Source organism: Actinocorallia populi (genome assembly GCF_002995495.1).
Taxonomy (GTDB): domain Bacteria; phylum Actinomycetota; class Actinomycetes; order Streptosporangiales; family Streptosporangiaceae; genus Actinocorallia; species Actinocorallia populi.
The window spans coordinates 149,505-171,505 of sequence record NZ_PVZV01000011.1 but is presented as its reverse complement, the minus strand read 5'-3'; the positions used below and the strand labels follow the sequence as shown (position 1 = coordinate 171,505).

Annotated in this window: 19 protein-coding genes; 9 read left to right on the top strand and 10 right to left on the bottom strand. The window is 71.6% G+C overall.

Translation table 11 applies throughout. The annotated features are described in order from the left end of the window. Positions 1-18: 18 nt before the first annotated feature. Positions 19-1,407, bottom strand: coding sequence for a sigma 54-interacting transcriptional regulator (locus tag C2865_RS35100; RefSeq protein ID WP_198653820.1), 1,389 nt, complete (start codon positions 1,405-1,407; stop codon positions 19-21). Between the two features lie 88 nt (positions 1,408-1,495). Between C2865_RS35100 and C2865_RS35095 the strand changes: the two genes are divergently transcribed. Together C2865_RS35095 and C2865_RS35090 are read left to right on the top strand one after the other, a co-directional pair. Continuing rightward, a complete protein-coding gene (locus C2865_RS35095) occupies positions 1,496-2,659 on the top strand; it encodes an FIST signal transduction protein (protein ID WP_106402958.1) in 1,164 nt (387 codons plus the stop codon). Next, a complete protein-coding gene (locus tag C2865_RS35090) occupies positions 2,656-3,588 on the top strand; it encodes an ROK family protein (protein ID WP_106402957.1) in 933 nt (310 codons plus the stop codon). Before C2865_RS35095 ends, C2865_RS35090 begins: the two co-directional genes overlap by 4 nt. Positions 3,589-3,634: 46 nt before the next feature. Here the strand turns inward: C2865_RS35090 and C2865_RS35085 are convergent, their stop codons facing one another. Beyond that, positions 3,635-4,780, bottom strand: coding sequence for a cystathionine gamma-synthase (locus C2865_RS35085; RefSeq protein WP_106402956.1), 1,146 nt, complete (start codon positions 4,778-4,780; stop codon positions 3,635-3,637). 159 nt (positions 4,781-4,939) lie between these two features. Here C2865_RS35085 and C2865_RS35080 point away from each other — a divergent pair, with 159 nt between their 5' ends. Then, positions 4,940-7,075 (top strand): MMPL family transporter, encoded by a 2,136-nt coding sequence (locus C2865_RS35080; RefSeq protein ID WP_106402955.1) that lies wholly within the window; start codon positions 4,940-4,942, stop codon positions 7,073-7,075. Positions 7,076-7,144: 69 nt separating this feature from the next. Here the strand turns inward: C2865_RS35080 and C2865_RS35075 are convergent, their stop codons facing one another. Then, positions 7,145-8,515, bottom strand: a complete 1,371-nt coding sequence (locus tag C2865_RS35075; RefSeq protein WP_106402954.1) for a cystathionine beta-synthase — start codon at positions 8,513-8,515, stop codon at positions 7,145-7,147. A 148-nt stretch (positions 8,516-8,663) separates the two neighbouring features. Between C2865_RS35075 and C2865_RS35070 the strand changes: the two genes are divergently transcribed. The 3 genes from C2865_RS35070 to C2865_RS35060 all read left to right on the top strand — a co-directional run bounded on the left by C2865_RS35070 (position 8,664) and on the right by C2865_RS35060 (position 12,372). After that, positions 8,664-9,662 (top strand): SGNH/GDSL hydrolase family protein, encoded by a 999-nt coding sequence (locus tag C2865_RS35070; RefSeq protein WP_106402953.1) that lies wholly within the window; start codon positions 8,664-8,666, stop codon positions 9,660-9,662. Positions 9,663-9,697: 35 nt separating this feature from the next. Then, on the top strand, positions 9,698-11,032 hold the full coding sequence (locus tag C2865_RS35065; protein ID WP_106402952.1) for an outer membrane protein assembly factor BamB family protein: 1,335 nt from the start codon (positions 9,698-9,700) through the stop codon (positions 11,030-11,032). A gap of 122 nt (positions 11,033-11,154) precedes the next feature. Then, the gene (locus tag C2865_RS35060; RefSeq protein WP_106402951.1) at positions 11,155-12,372 is read left to right on the top strand and encodes an acetyl-CoA C-acetyltransferase; all 1,218 of its coding nucleotides are present in this window, start codon (positions 11,155-11,157) and stop codon (positions 12,370-12,372) included. 185 nt (positions 12,373-12,557) lie between these two features. Here the strand turns inward: C2865_RS35060 and C2865_RS35055 are convergent, their stop codons facing one another. From C2865_RS35055 to eno, 7 genes are all read right to left on the bottom strand, one after another. Continuing rightward, positions 12,558-13,340, bottom strand: coding sequence for a Bax inhibitor-1/YccA family protein (locus C2865_RS35055; protein WP_106403067.1), 783 nt, complete (start codon positions 13,338-13,340; stop codon positions 12,558-12,560). 82 nt (positions 13,341-13,422) lie between these two features. Next, entirely contained in the window at positions 13,423-14,517 is a 1,095-nt protein-coding gene (locus C2865_RS35050) for an SAM-dependent methyltransferase (protein ID WP_106402950.1), read from the bottom strand. 313 nt (positions 14,518-14,830) lie between these two features. Further along, positions 14,831-15,706: a uracil-DNA glycosylase gene (locus tag C2865_RS35045; protein WP_106402949.1), complete on the bottom strand. Its 876-nt coding sequence runs from the start codon at positions 15,704-15,706 to the stop codon at positions 14,831-14,833. Continuing rightward, the gene (locus C2865_RS35040; protein ID WP_106402948.1) at positions 15,691-16,608 is read right to left on the bottom strand and encodes a Ppx/GppA phosphatase family protein; all 918 of its coding nucleotides are present in this window, start codon (positions 16,606-16,608) and stop codon (positions 15,691-15,693) included. The genes C2865_RS35045 and C2865_RS35040 overlap by 16 nt, the downstream gene beginning before the upstream one ends. Before the next feature lie 34 nt (positions 16,609-16,642). Then, complete coding sequence (locus C2865_RS35035; RefSeq protein ID WP_106402947.1) at positions 16,643-17,149, bottom strand: DUF501 domain-containing protein; 507 nt, start codon at positions 17,147-17,149, stop codon at positions 16,643-16,645. Between the two features lie 187 nt (positions 17,150-17,336). Next, positions 17,337-17,666 (bottom strand): FtsB family cell division protein, encoded by a 330-nt coding sequence (locus C2865_RS35030; RefSeq protein ID WP_106402946.1) that lies wholly within the window; start codon positions 17,664-17,666, stop codon positions 17,337-17,339. An 88-nt stretch (positions 17,667-17,754) separates the two neighbouring features. Further along, the gene (eno, locus tag C2865_RS35025; RefSeq protein WP_106403066.1) at positions 17,755-19,038 is read right to left on the bottom strand and encodes a phosphopyruvate hydratase; all 1,284 of its coding nucleotides are present in this window, start codon (positions 19,036-19,038) and stop codon (positions 17,755-17,757) included. 201 nt (positions 19,039-19,239) lie between these two features. On the opposite strand from eno, the gene C2865_RS35020 reads away from it, so the two are divergent. The 3 genes from C2865_RS35020 to C2865_RS35010 are packed head-to-tail and all read left to right on the top strand — an operon-like array spanning position 19,240 to position 21,966. Further along, positions 19,240-20,295: an ABC transporter substrate-binding protein gene (locus C2865_RS35020; protein ID WP_106402945.1), complete on the top strand. Its 1,056-nt coding sequence runs from the start codon at positions 19,240-19,242 to the stop codon at positions 20,293-20,295. Next, positions 20,292-21,101, top strand: a complete 810-nt coding sequence (locus C2865_RS35015) for an ABC transporter ATP-binding protein (protein ID WP_106402944.1) — start codon at positions 20,292-20,294, stop codon at positions 21,099-21,101. The genes C2865_RS35020 and C2865_RS35015 overlap by 4 nt, the downstream gene beginning before the upstream one ends. Then, a complete protein-coding gene (locus C2865_RS35010; RefSeq protein ID WP_106402943.1) occupies positions 21,091-21,966 on the top strand; it encodes an ABC transporter permease in 876 nt (291 codons plus the stop codon). The genes C2865_RS35015 and C2865_RS35010 overlap by 11 nt, the downstream gene beginning before the upstream one ends. Positions 21,967-22,001 lie beyond the last annotated feature (35 nt).

Genomic DNA, 22,001 nt, shown 5'->3' with positions numbered 1-22,001 from the left:
GGTTCCCCTTCTGCTGCCTCAGGTGCGGTAGGTCGAGCCCTCGCCCGAGACGTCCTTGGACAGGCGCCGGGTGAGGTACAGGCCCTCCAGCGCGAACTCCAGTGCCGCCGCGGCCTGGCCGGGCGAGTCCCCGTCCAGCTCCAGCAGCTCCATCAGCTTGGCGAGGCCGCGCACCGGGCCGAGCCTGCGCAGCAGCTCCGCCGAGGGCACCAGCTCGCCGGTGTCCACGCTCTCGCCCGCATCGAACCGCTCCAGCAGCCCCGACAGGTCCGCGCCGCCCAGGCTGCGCCGGAAGGTCTCGGCGACGGCGCGGCGCAGCAGGTGCTCCAGCACCTCCTGCTCGCGGCCCTCCTCACTGACCTCGAACTCGACCTTGCCCATCAGGCTCGGCACCACGGAGGGAAGGTCGCAGACCCGGGCCACCGCCCGTTCCTCGCCGGCCAGCGCGGCGCGGCGCAGCGCCCCCGCCGCGACCGTCTCGGCCCCCGCCACGGAGAACCGCGCCGACACGCCGGAGCGGGCGTCCACGGCCTTGGACTCGCGGACCAGCCGGGTGAACCGGGCGACCACCTCCAGCAGGTGCCGGGGCACCTCGGCGACGAGGTCGGCCTCCTGGACGATCAGGTCCAGCTCGGTGGTGAGCTCCAGCGGGTAGTGGGTGCGGATCTCCGCGCCGAAGCGATCCTTGAGCGGGGTGATGATCCGGCCGCGGTTGGTGTAGTCCTCGGGGTTGGCCGAGGCGATGAGCAGCAGGTCCAGCGGCAGCCGCAGCGAGTAGCCGCGGATCTGCACGTCCCGCTCCTCCAGCACGTTCAGCAGCGCCACCTGGATGCGCTCGGCCAGGTCGGGCAGCTCGTTGACGGCGAAGATCCCCCGGTTGGTGCGGGGCACCAGCCCGTAGTGCACCGTCTCCGGGTCGCCCAGGGTGCGGCCCTCGGCGACCTTGATCGGGTCGACGTCGCCGATGAGGTCGCCGACGGAGGTGTCGGGTGTGGCGAGCTTCTCGCCGTACCGCTCCTCCCGGTGCCGCCAGGTGACCGGCAGCTCTCCGCCGGCCTTTTCGGCCAGCTTCTTACACCGGATACAGACAGGCCGGAAAGGATGGTCGTTGATCTCGCAGCCCTCGATCACCGGCGTCCACTCGTCGAGCAGGCCGACCAGGGTGCGGATCAGACGGGTCTTTCCCTGGCCCCGCTCCCCCAGCAGGACCAGATCGTGGCCCGCGAGCAGTGCCCGTTCCACATGGGGGAGCACTGTCTCATCGAAACCGACGATCCCGGGAAATCTCTTTTCCCCTGTTTTCAAACGTGACAGGAGATTTTCTCGCAGCTCGGTCTTCACCGGCCGGTGAACATGACCGGAGTCGAGCAACTCGGCAAGCGTGGTCTCACGCGGTTGGGAAGGCACCTGAGAGAGATTACGTCCCTCATGTCCCGACCGCACTGTTTACACGGGAGTGGTTTCGGATCTGGGTCAAGACCGGTTGAATCAAAACATGACTCGTTTCGGGGACGGACTGGCAATGGGGCCCGATCTCGTCCGCGCGGCCGAGGAGGCCGTACGGCAGGCGACACGGACTCTGGACACAAGAGCCGACCTCCTGTGCGTGTTCGTCAACGGGACGGACCCGCAGGAGGTCGAACGGGCCGCGCGGCACGCCATGGCCTTCAGCGACGCCCGCACGGTGCTGGGCTGCAGCGCCGACGGGGTGATCGCGGCGGGCAGGGGCATCGAGGAGGCCTCGGCGGTCAGCGCCTGGGCGGCGATCCTGCCGGGGGCGCGCCTGGAGCCCTTCCGGCTGGAGACCCTCCAGGCCGACGAGCGCCTGGTGGTGGTCGGCATGCCGGAGAACTCACCGGAGGACGTGGCGGGGATCCTGCTCGCCGACCCGTACTCCTTCCCCGTGGACGCCTTCGTCGAGCGCTCCGAGGAGGTCCTGCCCGGTCTCCCGCTGGTCGGCGGCCTCGCGGGCGGCGGCCAGGGCGAGACCCGGCTCTTCGTGGACGACCAGATCGTCGAGGCGGGCGCGGTCGGCGTGGTCATCGGCGGCCCGGTGCACGCGGTGACCCTGCTCAGCCAGGGCGCCCGGCCCATCGGCCCCCCGATGACGGTGACCAGCGCCGAGCAGAACGTGCTGTTCGAGCTGGCCGGGGCGCCCGCCCTGGACAAGCTGGAGGAGATCATCTCGGACCTGACCGAACCCGAGCGCGAGCTGGCCACCCAGGGCCTGCTCATCGGGATCGCCATGGACGAGTACGCCGAGGAGCACGAGCAGGGCGACTTCCTGGTGCGCGGGGTCGTCGGCGTCGACGCCGACACCGGGGCGCTGGCCGTCGGCGACGTGGTCACCACCGGCCAGACCGTCAGGTTCCAGGTGCGCGACGCCGGGGCCGCCGACAGCAACCTCGCCAGGCTGGTACGGGGCTTCGACATCGGCCCCGTCGAAGGCGCCCTGCTGTTCTCCTGCAACGGCCGGGGACGCGCGATGTTCGGCGCCTCGGACCACGACGTGCGGGCCCTGGACCGGTTCGGCTCCGTCGGCGGCTTCTTCGCCGACGGGGAGATCGGTCCGGTCGCCGGCCGCAACCATATTCACGGTTTCACCGCCTCCATTCTCGCCTTCGCAGAATCCGACCACAGGAAGGACAGCGCCATATGAAAGAAGAGCGCGTTCTAGCCGTAGACATCGGTGGCACCAAGATGGCCGTGGGCATCGTCGAACCGAACGGGAGGATCGAGTCCTACGAGCGGACCGAGACGCCCCGGGTGGACGCCGAGGGCCTCTGGCGGACCCTGGAGGCCCTGCTCGACAAGCTGCACACCGACGGCGAGCTGATCGGCGTCGGCGTGGGCTGCGGCGGGCCCATGCAGTGGCCCTCGGGCGAGGTCTCCCCGCTCAACATCCCCGGCTGGCGCCGCTTCCCCCTGCGCGACCGGCTGCGCGAACGCCACCCGGGCCTTCCCGTCCGGGTGCACAACGACGCCGTGGCCGTCGCGGTCGGCGAGCACTGGCGCGGCGCGGGCAAGGGCGCCGGCAACGTGCTGGGCATGGTCGTCTCGACCGGTGTGGGCGGCGGCCTGATCCTGGGCGGCCGCCTCATCGACGGGGCCAGCGGCAACGCCGGGCACATCGGCCACATCGTCGTCGACCCCGGCGGCCTGCCCTGCACCTGCGGCGGGCGCGGCTGCCTGGAGGCCATCGCCCGCGGCCCGGCCCTGGCCGCCTGGGCGCAGGCCGAGGGCTGGCGCTCGGAGCAGATGGTGGCCACCGCCAAGGACCTGGCCGCCGACGCCGGCCGCGGCCACCCCATCGCCGTCGCCGCCATGCGCCGCGCGGGCCGCGCCCTGGGCATCGGCATCGCCTCGGCCACCCACCTGTGCGACCTGGACGTCGTCGCCATCGGCGGCGGCCTCGCCCAGGCCGGACCGCTGCTGTTCGCCCCCCTGGAGGAGACCTTCCGCGCCCACGCGCGCATGGAGTTCGCCCGCAACGTACGCGTCGTGCCCGCCGCCCTCGGCCAAACGGCCGGCCTGGTCGGCGCCGCCGCCCTCATCTTCGAGGGCGGCAGCTACTGGAACGCCGACTGACCCCTGTCCCTCCGGGGGCGGCCCCAGGCCCCCGGTTCCCTCCCCGTCACGCCTTCTCCAGGGCCTGCTCCAGGTCGGCGAGCAGGTCCCCCGCCTCCTCGATGCCGACCGACAGGCGCACCAGGTCCGCCGGGACCTCCAGCGGGGACCCGGCGGCCGAGGCGTGGGTCATCCGCGCCGGATGCTCGATCAGGGACTCCACGCCGCCCAGGGACTCGCCCAGGATGAACAGCTCCGTGGCCTCGCAGACGCGCACCGCCGCCTCCTCCGAGGCCATGCGGAAGGAGACCATGCCGCCGAAGCCGCGCATCTGCTTGGCGGCGGTCTCGTGGCCCGGGTGGTCGGGCAGGCCCGGGTAGAGCACGCCGGTGACCTTCGGGTGCCGGGTGAGCAGGTCCACGACCCGGGCGGCGTTGGCGCCGTGCCGGTCCATCCGGACGGCCAGGGTCTTGATCCCGCGCAGGGTCAGCCAGGAGTCGAACGGCCCGGCGACCGCCCCCATCGCGTTCTGGTGGTAGGCCAGGCGCTCGCCCACCTCGTCCGAGGCGGTGACCACGGCCCCGCCGACCACGTCGGAGTGCCCGCCGATGTACTTGGTGGTGGAGTGCAGCACCACGTCGGCGCCCAGCGCCAGCGGCTGCTGCAGGTAGGGGCTGGCGAAGGTGTTGTCGACCACCAGCAGCGCCCCGGCCTCGTGGGCGATCCCCGCCATGGCCTGGATGTCGGCGATGCCCAGCAGCGGGTTGGTGGGCGTCTCCAGCCACACCAGGGACGTCTCGGGCCGGACCGCCGCCCGCACGGCCGCCGGGTCCGCCAGCGGCACGGGCGAGAACGTCACGCCCCAGCGCTCGTACACCTTGGCGAACAACCGGTACGTGCCCCCGTAGGCGTCGTTCGGGATCACCACGTGCGAGCCGGGCCCGCACAGCGCCCGCAGCACCGCGTCCTCCGCCGCCAGCCCCGACGCGAAGGCCAGCCCCCGCCTCCCGCCCTCCAGCGCCGCCAGGCACTCCTCCAGGGCCGTGCGGGACGGGTTGGCGCTGCGGCTGTACTCGTACCCGCCGCGCAGCCTGCCGATCGCGTCCTGCTGGTAGGTGGACACCTGGTAGATCGGCGGCACCACCGCCCCCGTCACCGGATCGGGTTCCTGCCCCGCGTGGATCGCCAGTGTCTCGAAGCTCCGGTCGTTCATCCCCCCAGGGTAGGCGCCCGCTTTCTCATCCTGAGGGAGGTCGGCCTCCCCCGCAGGTATCAGGCGGTTTCTCGGCATGGGGGTGGATCACAGAGCACCAAGCCCACCTCTAGATTCTGTAAAGACTGCATAAACCCCCCACAGCAGAGAGGCTCCGCAATGTTCGGACGGCTCGGCAACGCCGTCGTCAAGCATCCCTGGTGGACCATCGCGGCGTGGCTTGTAGTGGCGGTGCTCGTCATCGCCCTCTCGCCCAAACTGGAGACCGAGTCCGACCAGAGCAACTTCCTCCCTTCCAAGTACGAGTCGCTGCAGGCCGCCGAGATCTCCGCGCAGGCCTTCCCGCAGACCGAGACGGTCTCCGCGATGATCGTGGTCACCCGCGCCGACGGCAAGCCGCTCGGCGAGCAGGACGTGGCCAAGGTCACCCAGGTGGCCCAGGCCCTGCCCAAGCCCGAGATGGTCTCCGCGATCGTCACCGGGCCCCAGGCGGTCTCGCCCAACAAGCAGGTCCAGGTCATCAACGTGCCGATGACCGGCGAGAGCCTGGAGGACCAGCAGAAGCAGCTCGACGCCGTCCGGGACCTGCGCAAGGCGCTGCCCGGCCAGCTCGAGGGCAGCGGCCTGCAGGCCAAGATCGGCGGCGACATCGCCAGCTGGGTCGACAACGAGGAGTCCTTCAACCGGGCCTTCGCCATCGTCGGCATCGCGACCTTCGTGCTGATCATCGGCCTGATCCTGCTGATCTTCCGCGCCCCGCTGGCCGCGATCATCCCGATCATCGTGATCTCGGTGGTCATGGAGGTGGCGATGGGGCTGATCGGCGTCGCCTCCAAGATCATGGACTTCTCCGGCGACGACCAGCTGCAGACGATCATCCTGATCGTGTTGTTCGGCATCGGCGCCGACTACTACCTGTTCCTCATGTTCCGGTTCCGGGAGCGGCTGCGCGCCGGGGACGACAAGCGGACCGCGATGATCCTGGCGGTGGAGCGGGTGGGCGAGGTCATCTCCTCGGCCGCGGCCGCCGTCGCGGCGGCGTTCCTGGTGCTGCTGCTGGCCGCCTTCGGGGTGTTCAGCGCCTGGGGCCCGTCCCTGGCCATCGCGGTGATCGTCATGGCGATCACCTCGCTGACCCTGATCCCGGCGATCATCGTCCTGCTCGGCACCAAGGTCTTCTGGCCCTCCAAGTCATGGCAGAAGGAGCCGAAGGCGAGCACCGCCCGCAAGGTCGGCGCGTTCGTCGGCGCCAAGCCCCTGGTGGTGGCGCTGGTGTCCGGCGGGATCCTGGCCGCGCTGGCCTCGGGCGTGCTGATGTTCAAGGCCGACTACGACTTCCAGGCCGGATTCCCGCAGGACACCGAGTCCGCCGAGGCGGTCAAGGACCTGGAGAAGGGCTTCCCGGTCGGCCTGAGCACCCCCGTCCAGGTCTACCTCAAGAGCGAGAGCGGCGCCGACCTCACCCAGGAGCAGCTCGCCTCCTTCGCCGAGGCGGCCAAGTCCGCGCCCGGCGTGGGCGCCGTCCAGCCGCCCGTCCCGGGCGAGAAGACCAAGACGATCGCCCGGATCGACCTGGTACTCAAGGAGAACCCGCTCGCCAACGACGCGATCACCCTGGTCAAGGACGACCTGCGGCCCGCCGTGCACGACATGGCGCCCGACGGCACCCGCGCGTACGTCGGCGGCACGACAGCGCTCTTCGCCGACATCAATGAGGTGAACAACCGCGATCTTTCGGTCATCCTGCCGGTGGCGGCACTGCTCATCGCGCTGATCCTGGCGTTGCAGCTGCGCAGCCTCGTGGCACCGCTCTACCTGGTGCCCGCGGTGCTGCTGGGCTTCGCGGCCACCATCGGCGCCACGGTGTACGTCTTCCAGGGCCTGATGGACAAGCCGGGCGTAACCTTCCAGCTGCCGATCATCATGTACCTGTTCGTGCTGGCGATCGGCACCGACTACAACATCCTCATGACCGCGCGGCTCCGCGAGGAGGCGCGCGAGGGCCACGAGCCGCGCAAGGCGGCGGCCCTGGCCGTCGAGCACGGCGGCCCGACGGTCATGGCGGCCGGAATCATCCTGGCGGGCACCTTCGCCGTCATGATGCTGGCACCGGTCGCGATGATGCAGCAGATGGGCTTCGGCGTGGCCGTCGGCATCATGCTCGCCGCGTTCGTCATGTCGATGTTCCTGGTCCCGGCCATCACCGCGATGCTCGGCCGCCTCGCCTGGTGGCCCGGACACGGCGACCGGACGAAGGCCGACTCCGAGCCCCAGCCGGAGCTCGCCAAGCAGTAGCCGGCGCTCCGTGAAACACCCGAAGGGGCGGTCTCCGCGAGGAGGCCGCCCCTTCACCCGTCACAGGCCTCAGGAGGAGGCCAGGAACCCCAGGAGGTCCTGGCGGCTGAGCATCCCGGCGGGCTTGCCGTCCACCAGGACGACCGCCGCGCCGTGCTTCTCCAGCACCTCCACCGCACGGGAGACCGGGTCGCCCGAGCCGAGCGTGGGCAGCGGCGCCGACATGTGCTGCGAGAGCGGGTCGTCCACGTGCGCCTTGCCCGCCACCAGCAGGCCGAGCAGCTCGCGTTCGCCGATCGAGCCGACGACCTCGGCCGCCATGACGGGCGGCTCCTCCTTGAGGACCGGCACCTGGGAGACGTCGAACTCGCGCATCAACTCGATCACCGAGCCGACGCGTTCCTGCGGGTGGGCGTGCACGAACTCCGGCAGCCGCCCGTCCTTGCCGGACAGGATGTCGCCGACCTTGGCCTCGTCGCCGGCCGCCGACAGGAAGCCGTAGTTCTGCATCCACTCGTCGTTGAAGATCTTCGACAGGTAGCCGCGTCCGCCGTCGGGCAGCAGCACCACCACGACCGCGTCGGGCCCGGCCCGTTCGGCCACCCGCAGCGCCGCGACCACCGCCATGCCGCAGGAGCCGCCGACCAGCAGGCCCTCCTCGCGGGCCAGCCGCCGCGTCATGGTGAAGGAGTCCTTGTCGGAGACCGCGATGATCTCGTCGCAGATCTCCTGGTCGTAGGTGGCGGGCCAGATGTCCTCGCCCACGCCCTCCACCAGGTACGGCCTGCCGGTGCCGCCGGAGTAGACCGAGCCCTCCGGGTCGGCCCCGACGACCTTCACCCGGCCGCCGGAGACCTCCTTGAGGTAGCGTCCGGCGCCGCTGATGGTGCCGCCGGTGCCCACTCCGGCCACGAAGTGGGTGATCCGCCCCTCGGTCTGCTCCCAGATCTCCGGTCCGGTGCTCAGGTAGTGGGAGCGGGGGTTCTCCGGGTTGGAGTACTGGTCGGGCTTCCAGGCGCCGGAGATCTCGCGGACCAGCCGGTCGGAGACCGAGTAGTAGGAGTCCGGGTGGTCGGGGGCGACCGCGGTCGGGCAGACGACCACCTCGGCGCCGTAGGCGCGCATGACGTTGACCTTGTCCGCGGCGACCTTGTCCGGGACGGTGAAGACGCACCGGTAGCCCCGTTCCTGTGCGACGATGGCCAGGCCGACGCCGGTGTTGCCGGAGGTCGGCTCGACGATGGTCCCGCCGGGCCGCAGCGCCCCGGAGGCCTCCGCCGCGTCGACCATCCGGACCGCGATGCGGTCCTTCACCGAGCCGCCGGGATTGAAGTACTCCACCTTGGCGATCACCTGGCCGGGCACACCGGCGGTCACCCTGCGCAACCGCACGAGTGGAGTGTTCCCCATCAGGGGGATGAGCGAGTCGTGAACCTGCACGGGACGTCCTTGTCTTGCGCGCTGGAGAGAACGGGAATACTCGAGATGTTTCCTATCCGTTTCGGCCGGTGTTTCCGGCAACGAGCACTCGGCCGCTCGGATAGATTCCGTTTGACACTAGCCCAGCCTGCCGGGGGTGAGCGAGCCCATGCTGAGAGCTCTGACCACGCGCCGGATCGTGACGGCGGCGGCCTTCGGCGGGGGCGGCCTGACCGTCCTGGGCGGGCTGACCTTCGCCCTCCTGGTGGCCGAGGCCAGGCTCGCCCGGCGGATCATCCAGGGTTCGGCCAGCCTGCCGCCGCCGGTCACCGACGGTCTCCACGGGCGGTGGCTGCCCGGCGAGCCGATCTCCTTCGCCATGCTGGGCGACTCCACCGCCGCCGGGATCGGCGTGGACGAGCCCGAGGAGACCGCCGCCTGCCTGATCGCCGCGGGGCTGGCCGCCAGCGCCGGGCGCCCGGTGCGGCTGACCAACGTGGCGGTCTCCGGGTCCCGCTCCGAGGCGCTGGCCGAGCAGGTCGACCGGGCGCTGGAGGCCGCGCCGCAGGTGGCGGCGATCATGGTCGGCGCCAACGACGTGACCGCCCGGATCCCCGCGGCCGAGTCCGTCCGGCACCTGGAGAACGCGGTGCGCCGGCTGCGCGAGAGCGGGTGCGAGGTCGTCGTGGGCACCTGCCCCGACCTCGGCTCGGTCGAACCCCTCATGCAGCCGCTGCGCTGGATCGCCCGGCGCACCAGCCGCCAGCTCGCCGCCGCGCAGACCGTGGTGGCGGTGCGGGCGGGGGGCCGCACGGTGTCCCTGGGCGACCTGCTGGGCCGCGACTTCGCCATCGAGCCGGGCGAGTTCTTCTCCGCGGATCGTTACCATCCGTCTGCGCGAGGTTACGGTGCGGCAGCGGCCGCCCTGCTACCTTCGGTCTCAGCCGCACTGGGACTCGAGCCCGAGGCCCCGTTCGGCGAGGGAGTCCTGCCCATCTACCTCGCGGCCGCCTCGGCCGCGGAGAAGCCCGGCACCGAGGTGGCGGCGCGGGGCGGCGACGGCATGTCCCGCTGGGCCACGCTGCTGCGCCGCACGGGCGGCACGGCTCCCGCCCGTCCCGCGTCTGACGGCTCGGCCCTGCCGGAGGTGGCACCCGGCGCGATCTGAGCCCGAGGCGCCTTCCCCTTCCTGGAGTCCCGCCCATGCCCTCGGCCGCCCTCAAGCGACTACTTTGCGCCTCCGTCTCGCTACTCACGGCTGCGGGCTGCTCCGGCAGCACGGGCCGCGACGTGGCCCACGCCTCGGCGGGCTGGACCGACAGCGGGGTCAACGCGGTCAGCAGGGCCGTCCTGGGCTCGGGCGTCGTGGCCGTCACCGGCCTGCGCCACGACGGCACGCTGGAGACGGTCGTCGACGACCTGGCCACCGGCCGGCGGTTGTGGACGAAGCCGGCCACGATGGTCGGCCGGCTGCCCGGCATGGGGGTGCAGCCCCCTGCCGTCACCGGACCGGTGGTGGTGGCGCTGGAGCCGAGGTCCGGCGGCCCGTGGAAGGCCATGGTCGTCGCCCGCGACGCCCGCACCGGCGAGCACCGGTGGGCGCGGGGCGTGCACTCCACGTTCGGTCCGGTGGCCTGCGGCGTGAACGTGTGCCTGGCGGAGTCGACCGCCCAGCGCGACCCGCGGTTCGTGGTGCTGGAGGGCGCCACCGGCCGGGCCCTGTGGCGGCTGCGCGGGCTGGCCGAGGTCCAGCACGCCGACCGCGACCGCGTCGTCGTCTTCCGCATGGCCGAGCGGCCGGTCCTGGCCGCGCACTCCGCGGACTCGGGGCGCCCGCTGTGGGAGTTCCCGGTCGAGAAGGCCGTGGGCGAGGGGGTGGACCTGTCGGGCGGCTGGTCGTTCGGCACCGCGGGCGACCTGCTGCTCGGCCACATCGCGCCGGCCCGGCGGGGCAGGTCCCTGTCGGCCTACGGCTTCTTCGCGCTGCGGCTGTCCGACGGCTCGCAGGTGTGGTCGCATCCGCGCCAGCTGCGGGTCTACCCGAGCCCGAACCCCGCGGTCGGCCTGGTCACCCGCGAGGTGGGCGCCTCCGGCGCCTTCGAGGGCTTCGCCCGCATCGACACCCGCACCGGCCGCAAGCTGGCCGCGATCCCGGCGTCGGCGGTGCCCCGCGGCTCGGCGTGGTGGCTGTCCTTCTCCTCCGACCTGTCGGTGCTCGGCTTCTGGCTCCCCGGCCGCAAGGGCAGCGCGTTCGACCTGTACCGGGCCGCCGCCGTCCCGACCGAGACCCTGCGGACCTGGTCCTTCTGCACCACCGAGCCCGAGCCCCTGCGCCTGGCCGGCGGCGCCCCCGGCTTCTTCCCCGTCGCCTCCCTGTGCGCCTACGACCTGGCCACCGGCGCCAAGGCGGCCGATCCCGGCCCGCCCCCCTCCTGGTACACCGGCTCCTCCGGCGGCCACCGCGTCTGGCGGGACGAGCAGGGCGCCCTGCACTCCACGCACGACACCACGGGCACCACTCCGGGTATGTACGGCTAAAGAAGACCCCGGCACCGGGCACCGATCAAAGGGATTTCTAGAATCTGGTCCTAGAACAGGATTAGAGTACTCACTGGTAACTTAACGGCCCGCAGTCCCGGCCCGAGAGAATGAGGAATCCCATGCCCGAGGCAGTGATCGTCGCCACCGCCCGCTCCCCCATCGGCCGCGCCTTCAAGGGCTCCCTCAAGGACCTGCGCGCCGACGACCTGGCCGCCAGCATGGTCTCCGCGGCCCTGGCCAAGGTCCCCCAGCTCGACCCGAACACCATCGACGACCTGCTGCTGGGCTGCGGCCTGCCCGGCGGCAACCAGGGCTACAACATGGCCCGCGTGGTGTCGGTGCTGCTCGGCCTGGACACCGTCCCCGGCGCCACCGTCACCCGCTACTGCTCCTCCTCGCTGCAGACCACCCGGATGGCCTTCCACGCCATCAAGGCCGGCGAGGCCGACGTCATCGTCTCCGCGGGCGTGGAGCACGTCTCCGGCTTCGCCCTGGGCAACTCCGACAGCCTGCCGAACACCAAGAACGACAAGTTCCTGCCCGGCAAGGAGCGCACCGACGTCCTCGCCCAGGGCGGCAGGGACTGGACCGACCCGCGCGAGGAGGGCGTCCTGCCCGACGTCTACATCGCGATGGGCCAGACCGCCGAGAACGTCGCCCGGCTCAAGGGCGTCTCCCGCCAGCGCCAGGACGAGTTCGGCGTCCGCTCCCAGAACCTCGCCGAGAAGGCCATCGCCAACGGCTTCTGGGCCACCGACATCACCCCGGTCACGCTGCCCGACGGCACCGTGGCCAGCAAGGACGACGGCCCCCGCGCCGGCACCACCTACGAGGCCGTCTCCCAGCTCAAGCCGGTCTTCCGCCCCGACGGCACGGTCACCGCGGGCAACTGCTGCCCGCTGAACGACGGCGCCGCCGCCGTGGTCGTCATGAGCGACACCAAGGCCGCCGAGCTGGGCATCACCCCGCTGGCCCGCATCGTCAGCACCGGCGTGTCCGGCCTCTCCCCCGAGATCATGGGCCTGGGCCCGGTCGAGGCCAGCCGCAAGGCCCTCGCCCTGGCCGGCCTGACCGTCGACGACCTCGACCTGGTGGAGATCAACGAGGCCTTCGCCGCCCAGGTCCTGCCCTCGGCGGACGACCTCGGCATCGACATCGACAAGCTGAACGTCAACGGCGGCGCCATCGCCGTCGGCCACCCCTTCGGCATGACGGGCGCCCGCATCACCAGCACCCTCATCAACAGCCTGAAGTTCCACGACAAGCAGTTCGGCCTGGAGACCATGTGCGTCGGCGGCGGCCAGGGCATGGCGATGATCTTGGAGAGGCTTAGCTGACAGTATTAGCCTCAGGCCGTCGCTGTGGCAGCAAGCTGACACCAGCCCGTCATACCGGGATGGTGGGTGCCGTGGTACTGCGGAGAGGCGCGTTCGCGCTCTCCGCAGTGCTTTCATCGCCTCAGCGAGAGAGGCCCCCGGGATTCCCCGGGGGCCTCTCTCGTCGGTTCTTACCGCTCGCTCACTCAGTCACTGCTATTGAGGATCGCCAGGAGGCGCAGGACCTCCAGGTAGATCCAGACCAGGGTGCTGGTGAGGGCGAAGGCGCAGGCCCAGGAGTACTTCTCCGGGAGGCCGGCCTGGACGCCCTTCTCGACCATGTCGAAGTCGAGCATCAGGAAGAAGCAGCCCACCAGGATGGCCACGACGCTGAAGACGATGCCCAGGGCGCCGTTCTCGCGGATGCCGATGCCGGTGTCGTTGAACATGCCGGCGACCAGGTTGACCAGCATGAGGCCGATCATGGCCAGGCCCGCCGCCAGGACGAACTTCGTGAACTTCGGCGTCACCCGGATGATCCGCAGCGAGTAGACGGCCAGCATGGCGCCGAACGCCAGAGCCGTGCCGATCACCGCCTGGAAGACGATGCCGTTGTAGAAGTCGTTGAACATGTGGCTGATCGTGCCGACCGCGACGCCGTAGAAGGCGGCGTAGGTCAGGGTCAGCGCGGCGCTGGCCTTGCCCGAGAAGCTCAGGTACAGGCCGATGCCCAGCCCGATCAGGGCGGAGACCAGCGCGACGCCCATGCCCAGGTTCAGGACCCAGGCGGCGGCGCCGGTGAGGGCCAGGGTGCCGAGGCTGAGGAAGCTCTTGACGACGACGTCGTCGACCGTCATGGTCCGCACGCCCGGCACGGGCGGCGCGTATGCCGGCTGGTTGTACATGTCCTGGAGCTGCTGCGGGGAAGGCGTGTACTCGCGCCCCGCCTGCTCGCCCATCTTGCGGAACGCGGGGTTCCTGCTCTCCATCATTTCCTCCGGCAACTGAGAACCGTCACATCGTTAAGACGGTCCTTACCGGTAAATCGTTCCGGTACGCAAGTTGTGTTACTCATCTCAACACCGCGTCGAGCTCGTACAGGCCGATCCGGCCGGCCTCGGCGGCCAGCGCGGTGGTCGCCAGGTGCAGCAGCCAGGTGCGGGTGAGGCCGTCCTCCAGGGGGCCGCGCTGCAGGGCCGCCGCCCAGGACCGCAGGGTGCGGGCGTAGTCCTCGCGCAGCGCCGCGACCTGGCGCACCTCCAGGCCCACCGCGTCCAGCGCCTCGATGAACGAGCCGAGCGTGGGCAGCTCCTCGTCGGAGCCCAGGACGTAGTCGCTGGTGAACGGGCGCTGGACCGCGTCCTGGCGGTGCACGGGCTGGCGGACCAGCAGCCGCCCGCCCGGCCGGAGCAGCCCGGCGACCCTGTCGATCACACCGTGCAGGGGCAGCATCCCGGCGAGGGCCACGACCGCGTCGTACTCCCCCGCGGCGGGCACGTCCGGGACGACCCGCACGCCTTCGGCCGGGGTGGTGCCGAAGGAGGTCACCGCGGTCACCTGCGCCCCCTGCTCCCGGGCGAGCCGGCCGGCGAAGGAGGCCCAGCCGGCGTTGAGCTCCAGCACCGAGTCGCCCGGCTTCACCGCGAGCCGGGCGGCGAGGCGCTCCTCGTCGGCGCGTTGCGCCTCCGCAGGATCCGTCGTGCCGGCCCAGTACCCCGTGCCCATCATCCCCACGCCGTCGGCCATCCGGGCGTAGAGCTCCTCGGGGGTCTCCTCCAGCAGGCCGCGGCCGCCCTCCTCGGGCGGGGCCTTGGGTTCGGGCCCGACCGCGCCCAGCATCACCGCCGTCCGGACGATCTCCCGCTTGTCGTCGCCGCTCAGCCGGATCGCCTCGTCGCCCTGGCGCAGCACCTGCTGCAACGCGCCGAGCGCGGTGCAGACATCGCCCTCGATGTCCAGTTCGCCGGTGACGTAGGCGCGGACGAGGCCGATCTCGCCGGGCTTCCACAACAACCGCCGCAACGCCCGCCGGTCGCGGATCACGAAGACCGGGGTTGCGGACGAACCGATTCGGCTGCCGTCCCAGGCGCGCACCTGGACCGGCAGCGGATCGCCCAGCATCCGGGTCAGCAGCGGCTCCAGCCGTGCCGCGGCCCCGTCCACCATGCTGTTCTCCCTTGTCGCGACGCTTTGACGATCTTAGGCACGTCCGCCCTTATCCCGTCCGCTCCGCGCGGCGTGTGGCACACGCCACGGAGTCCGGGGCCGCTCGGGGCCGAGATTTTTCTCCCCGGATTCCGAACCTTCCGCTGGTTTGCGTCATCCCATATTCCGTAACCGCCCTCGTGACACGAGGGACCAGCGGGGTCACGACCTCCGGCGGGGGCCGGAGGCAGGGGACGGGTCAGGGCCTGACGGGGGCGTTCAGCGGCGAGTCCGCTGAGCCCGGCCCTGTCCCTCTCCCCGGACCCGCGCCCGCTCAGAGTTTCGCGGCTTCCTTCGCCCGGGTGAAGACCTCGTCGAGCATCGTCTCGCTCACCCGGCCGGTGAAGGTGTTCTGCTGGGACGGGTGATAGCAGCCGAGCAGCAGCAGCTCCCCCACCGTCGCCTCGGCGCCGTGGCCGAACCTCGGCCGTGGCCGCGGCACCGGCAGCCCCGCCTCGGCCAGCACGGGCCACAACGCCTGCCAGGCGAAACCGCCGAGCGCGACGACGACCTTCGGCCGGGTGAGGGCCAGTTCCCTGGACAGCCAGGGGCGGCACGCGTCGCGTTCGGACGGCAGCGGCTTGTTGTCGGGCGGCGCGCAGCGGACGGTGGCGACCATCCGGGTGTGCAGCAGCCGCTGGCCGTCCCCGGCGTGCACGCTCTCGGGCTGGACGGCCAGCCCCACCCGGTACAGGGACGCGAACAGCCAGTCCCCCGAGCGGTCTCCGGTGAAGATGCGGCCGGTGCGGTTGCCGCCGTGCGCGGCCGGGGCGAGCCCGACGATGAGGATCTCCGGGTCCGGGGCGCCCCAGCCGGCGATCGGACGCCCCCAGTACTCCTCGTCCCGGAAGGCGCGGCGCCGCTCCACCGCGACCCGCTCCCGCCACTCCACCAGCCTGTCGCACGCCCGGCAGACCGACTGCCGCGCGCACAGCTCGGCCAGGCCGGGCGCCTGCGCCGCCAGCCCGGCCACCTCGGCGGCGTCGTGCGCGACCGGGGTGTCCGGCGCCGCGGGATCGCCGGGCCAGCCGGTGCCGGGCGGGACGAACGGGCGGTTCGGGCGGTCGGCGCGCGGCGCCGGCCGGCCGGGCCCCGCCGCGGGGGCCCGGGCACCGTCCCCCGGAGCGGCGCGGTTCAGGCCAGGCTCCACGCGATGCCGTCGAGGATGTCGTGTTCGCTGACGACCACCGCGCCGAACCCGTACTCGCGCATGATCCGGTCGAGGATCAGCGCGCCCGCGCCGATCACGTCCACCCGTCCGGGGTGCATGAACCCCAGGGCGGCCCGCTCCTCGTGCGTCATGTGCAGCAGCCTGCGGGTGGTCTCGTGGACCTGGGCGGCGGTGATGCGCGACAGGTGGATGCGCTCGGAGTCGTAGGTCTCCAGGCCCATGCTCATCGCGGCGACCGTGGTGACCGATCCGGCCAGGCCGACCAGGGTGCGGGCGTCGGCGACCGGGACGCTCCGGCGGACCTCGCGCAGCGCGGCGTCGATGTCGGCGACCGCGTTGGAGATCAGTTCCGGGGAGGGCGGGTTGGCGCCCTTGAAGTGCCGCTCGGTCATCCGCACGCAGCCGATGTCCATCGAGCGGGCCGCCTCGACGCCGGAGCCGCCCACCACGAACTCGGTGGAGCCGCCGCCGATGTCGACGACCAGGTACGGGCGGAGCGGGCGCAGCGCGACCAGGTCCTTGGTCGCCCCGGTGAAGGACAGCTGCGCCTCCTCCTCGCCGGTGACGACCTCGGGCTTCACCCCGAAGATCTCGTCGACGCCCGCCACGAAGTCGGCGCGGTTGCGGGCGTCGCGGGTGGCGCTGGTGGCCACGACCCGCACCCGCTCGGCGCCGTGCCGCTCGATGAGCTCGGCGTAGGCGCGCATCTCCTTGAAGGTGCGCTCCAGCGCCTCGGGGGCCAGCTCGCCCGTCTCGTCCACCCCCTGTCCGAGGCGGACGATGCGCATCTCGCGCTCGACGTCCCGCAGCTCCTCGCCGATGTCGGCGATGAGCAGCCGGACCGAGTTGGTCCCGCAGTCGATCGCGGCTACCCGCGTCATGTCCCCTCCCAGAGGCAGCTGAACACAGCCGTGCCTAGTCGGCCATCATCGCATCGACGCAGCATCCCGAACGCCACCATTCAGGCAGTTCATCCAGCGCCTCGCGGCCGAAGGGGTTGCTGCCGGGCGCGGCCAGCTCGTGGGCGACCAGCGCGTGCAGGCATTTGACCCGGTCGGGCATGCCGCCGGCGGTCTGCATGCCCTCGGGCAGCGAGGGCATGCCCTCCTTCGCCGCGGCCCGGTCGCGGCGCTCCCGGTAGTCGCGGTGCGCGGCGCGGTACCGCTCGGCCAGTTCCGGGTCCTCGGCCAGCGCCGCCTGCATCTCCCGCATCCGGCCGCGCTCCTCCAGCCGCCCGATGGCCGAGGCCGCGCGCGGGCAGGTGAGGTAGTACAGCGTGGGGAAGGGCGAGCCGTCCGGCAGGTACGGGGCGGTCTCGATCACGTCGGGCAGCCCGCACGGACAGCGGTGGGCCACCTCGGCGGCACCCCGGATCGGCCGTCCCAGCTGGGCCTGGACGGCCTCTACGTCACGCTCGTCCATCGGCGCGGGCACTCCCTGTGGTCGGTCACCGGCAAAGACGCCAACGAGTCTATTGCGCCGCGGCCGTCCGGGGGACGGACCTCGGGCCATGGGGCCGCGCCGGCCCGGAGGACGGCCCTCCCGGCCCTCCCGGCCCCCCCCTAAAGGGACCCGGCCGATCCTCGCTCCGCCGCGGCCGTCCGGTCCCTCAGCCCTGCCGGTCGGCGGCCTCCACGGACCGCCACAGGGTCTCGTACCACGGCGGGACGCGGGTGGGACCGGTCTCCTCCTCCTGCTCGGACGTGCCGCCCTGGCCGTCCAGGACCACGTAGCACTGCTCGCCGGGATCGCAGAAGTGCAGCCTGCGCCGGGCCTCGCGCTTGACGTAGTCGGGGTCGCCCAGGCTGGCCTTCTTCTCGGTGAGCTCCCGCACGTCCTTGCGCACCGCGGCCTCCCGCTTCTGCAGCCGGGAGATCTCGCTGCGCTGCGCCACGTACTCGCGCACCGGGTAGGCCAGGCTCAGCGCGATGGCGCACATGACGACGGCGAGGATCGCCGCGCGTGAAGTCAGGTGGAACCTGCCCCCCGCGTTCTCACGGGGGGCGGGTCCGCGCTGACCGGAGATGTCAGCCCTCCCAGGCGAACCGGGGGAAGGCCGCGGCGCCGGCGTAGCGGGCGGCGTCGTCCAGCAGCTCCTCGATGCGCAGGAGCTGGTTGTACTTGGCGACGCGGTCGCTGCGGGCCGGGGCGCCGGTCTTGATCTGGCCGCAGTTGGTGGCGACGGCCAGGTCGGCGATGGTGGTGTCCTCGGTCTCGCCGGAGCGGTGGCTCATCATGCACTTGAAGCCGTTGTTGTGGGCCAGCGCGACGGCGTCGAGGGTCTCGGTGAGGGAGCCGATCTGGTTGACCTTCACCAGCAGCGCGTTGGCGGTGGCGGTCTTGACGCCGCGGGCCAGGCGCTCGGGGTTGGTGACGAAGAGGTCGTCGCCCACCAGCTGCACCTTGCCGCCGATGGCGTCGGTGAGGGCCTTCCAGCCGTCCCAGTCGTTCTCGTCCAGCGGGTCCTCGATGGAGACCAGCGGGTAGTCGGCGACGAGGGAGGCGTAGTAGGCGGCCATCTCCTCGGCGCTCTTGGCCACGCCCTCGAAGGTGTAGGCGCCCTCGCCGTGGAACTCGGTGGCGGCCACGTCCAGCGCCAGGGCGATGTCGCGGCCCGGGGTGTAGCCGGCCTTCTCGATCGCGACCAGGATGAGGTCGAGCGCCTCGCGGTTGGAGGGCAGGTCGGGGGCGAAGCCGCCCTCGTCGCCCAGGCCGGTGCTCAGGCCCTTGCCCTTGAGCACGGACTTGAGGGAGTGGTAGACCTCCACGCCCTGGCGCAGCGCCTCGGAGAAGGTCGGCGCGCCCAGCGGCGCGATCATGAACTCCTGGATGTCGACGTTCGTGTCGGCGTGCGCGCCGCCGTTGAGGATGTTCATCATCGGCACGGGCAGCACGTGCGCGTTCGGACCGCCGATGTAGCGGAACAGCGGCAGGTCGGCGGCCTCGGCCGCGGCCTTGGCCACCGCGAGGCTGACGCCGAGGACGGCGTTGGCGCCCAGGTTCGCCTTGTTGGGGGTGCCGTCCAGGTCGATCATGACCTGGTCGATGATGCGCTGGTCGTCGGCGTCGTAGCCGACGAGCTCCTTGGCGATGGTGCCGTTGACGGCCTCGACCGCCTTCTGCACGCCCTTGCCGCCGTAACGCTGGTCGCCGTCGCGCAGCTCGACCGCCTCGAACTGCCCGGTGGAGGCACCGCTGGGCACGGCCGCCTGGGCCTGAGAGCCGTCTTCGAGCAGGACCTCGACCTCGACGGTGGGGTTACCGCGAGAGTCGAGGATCTCCCGGGCGTGTACGGCCTCGATCGCAGACACTGTGCGCTCCTTGTTCAGCATCACGGGGGTTACATCCCGAGCCTACCGAAGCGCCGTCCCGGCACTTCGGACGGCTCGCCGTCCAGGCCCGTTACCCGATCGTGCCCTACTATCCCTACCGATCCGGTTGACTTGGTATTCCATCCTTGCTCTACTTTTCACACCGAATCAGTCGAAAATATCCACCGGGAGCGGAGAACGATGAAGCTCAGCAGGAGAAAAGCCGTGGCGGCGCTGGCGGCACTGGTGATCGGGGCACCGGTGCTCGCCGCCTGCGGCGACGACTCCTCCAGCGGCGGCGAAGGCGGCACGACCACCGTCAACCTCGGGTTCTTCCCGAACATCACGCACGCCACCGCCCTGGTCGGCCTGGAGAAGGGCATCTTCGCCGAGAAGCTCGGCTCGAACGTCGAGATCGCGCCCAAGTCCTTCAACGCCGGCCCCGCCGCGATCGAGGCGCTCTTCGCCAAGGGCGTCGACGCCACCTTCATCGGCCCCAACCCGGCCATCAACGCCTGGGCGCAGTCCAAGGGCCAGGCCATCAAGATCGTGAGCGGCGCGGCCTCCGGCGGCGTGTCCCTGGTGGTCGACCCCGACAAGATCAAGAGCCTGGACGACCTCAGGGGCAAGAAGATCGCCACCCCGCAGCTGGGCAACACCCAGGACGTCGCGCTGCGCTCCTACCTCAAGACCAAGGGCCTGACCGCCAACAAGGACGGCTCGGGCGACGTCTCCGTGGTGCCGCAGGAGAACTCCCAGACCATCGACACCTTCAAGCAGGGCGCGATCGACGGGGCCTGGGTGCCCGAGCCCTTCGCCTCCCGGCTGATCCTCGAGTCCGGCGGCGAGAAGCTGCTGAACGAGAAGGAGTTGTGGCCCGACGGCAAGTTCGTCATCACCCACCTCATCGTCCGGCAGGAGTTCGCCGAGGAGCACCCGGACATCGTGAAGAAGCTCGTCGAGGGCACCGTCGCCGCCAACGACTACATCAACGGCAACCTCGAAGAGGCCAAGACCGCGGCCAACGGCCAGCTGGAGAAGCTGAGCGGCAAGCCGCTGTCCAAGGAGGTCCTCGACTCGGCGTTCAAGGAGATCGAGTTCCTCAGCGACCCGATCCCCGCCTCCCTGGTCACCGGCGCCGAGAACGCCGAGGCCGTCGGCCTGCTCGAGCCGGTCGACCTCAAGGGCATCTACGACCTGTCCCACCTCAACGAGATCCTCAAAGCAGCCGGAAAGCCGGAGGTCGCGACCCCATGACCAGATCCCTGGAGCCCCTCCAGGACCCCGCGAGCCGAACCGCCACCGCGGTCCGGCTCGCGGGCGTCTCCAAAGCGTTCGGATCCGGCGCGTCGGCGCTGCTCGCCCTGGACGACGTCTCCCTCGACGTCCGCCCCGGCGAGTTCGTGTGCCTGCTCGGCGCGTCGGGATGCGGCAAGTCCACCCTGCTCAACCTCGTCGCCGACCTGGACGGGGTCAGCGCCGGCACCATCGACAAGGGCGACGCCCGGGTGGCGCTGATGTTCCAGGAGCCCGCCCTCTTCCCGTGGCTGACCGTCACGGGCAACCTCGAGCTGGCGCTGCGCCAGCGGGGCGTGCCGCGCGGCGAGCGCAGGGCGCGCGCGTCCGCGCTGCTGGCCTCGGTGCACCTGTCCGGGTTCGAGAAGAAGCGCCCGCACCAGCTGTCCGGCGGCATGCGCCAGCGCGTGGCGCTGGCCCGCGCCCTGGCGCTCACCGAGGCGCAGGGCGACGACCGGCCGACCCTCCTGCTCATGGACGAGCCGTTCGGCGCCCTGGACGCGATGACCCGCGACCTGCTCCACGACGAGCTCGAGCGCATCTGGCGGGAGCGGAACCTGTCCGTCCTGTTCGTCACCCACAACGTCCGGGAGGCCGTGCGGCTCGGCGACCGGGTCGTCCTGCTGTCCAGCCGCCCCGGACGGGTGATCCGGGAGTTCCCGGTGGAGTTCCCGCGGCCCCGCCGCATCGACTCCCCCGACGTGGCCACGCTGGCGGCGACCATCACCGACCGGCTCAAGGAGGAGGTGAGCCGTCATGGTTCTTGAGCGGCCGGAGAAGACCGGCGGGCTGCAGCGGCAGATCGCCGGCCTGGACGCGCTGGAGCTGACCGCGGGCCGGAGGAAGAACCCGCTGGTGCGCGTCTGGTCGGCGTTGTGGCCGATCATGACCGCGGTCCTGATCTCGCTGGCGGCCTGGCAGCTGGTCGTCCTCAGCGGCTGGCGCGAGCCGTGGGTGCTGCCGGGGCCCGGCGAGGTCGTCCCCGTCTTCTTCGAGGTCGTCACCACCGGCGCGTTCTGGGACGCCGTCGCCCTGACCATGCAGCGCGCCCTCGTCGGGTTCGCCCTCGCGGTGCTCATCGGCGGGACCATCGGCGCGCTGGTCTCCCAGTCCTGGGTGCTGCGCCGGGCCTTCGGCTCGCTCATCACCGGCCTGCAGACGATGCCGTCGATCGCCTGGTTCCCGCTGGCCATCCTGCTGTTCAAGCTGAGCGAGAGCGCGATCCTGTTCGTCGTGGTGCTGGGCGCCGCCCCCTCGATCGCCAACGGCCTGATCGCGGGCGTGGACTACACGCCGCCGATCCTGCTGCGGGTGGGCCAGACCATGGGCCTGACCGGGTTCGCCCGCTACCGCCACCTGATCATCCCGGCCTCGCTGCCGTCGTTCGTGGCCGGGCTCAAGCAGGGCTGGGCGTTCGCCTGGCGCAGCCTGATGGCGGGCGAGCTGCTGGTCATCATCGGCAAGCAGTCGATCGGCACCCTGCTGCACTTCTCCCGGGAGGTCAGCGACACCGCGGAGATGATCGCGGTGATGGTGATCATCCTGATCATCGGCATCCTGGTCGACCAGCTCTTCGGCGTGGTGGACCGGGCGATCCGCTCCCGCTGGGGGCTGCAGCGGGCCGGCGACTGAGCGGAGCGGTCGCGCGGCGGACCCCCGCGACCGCT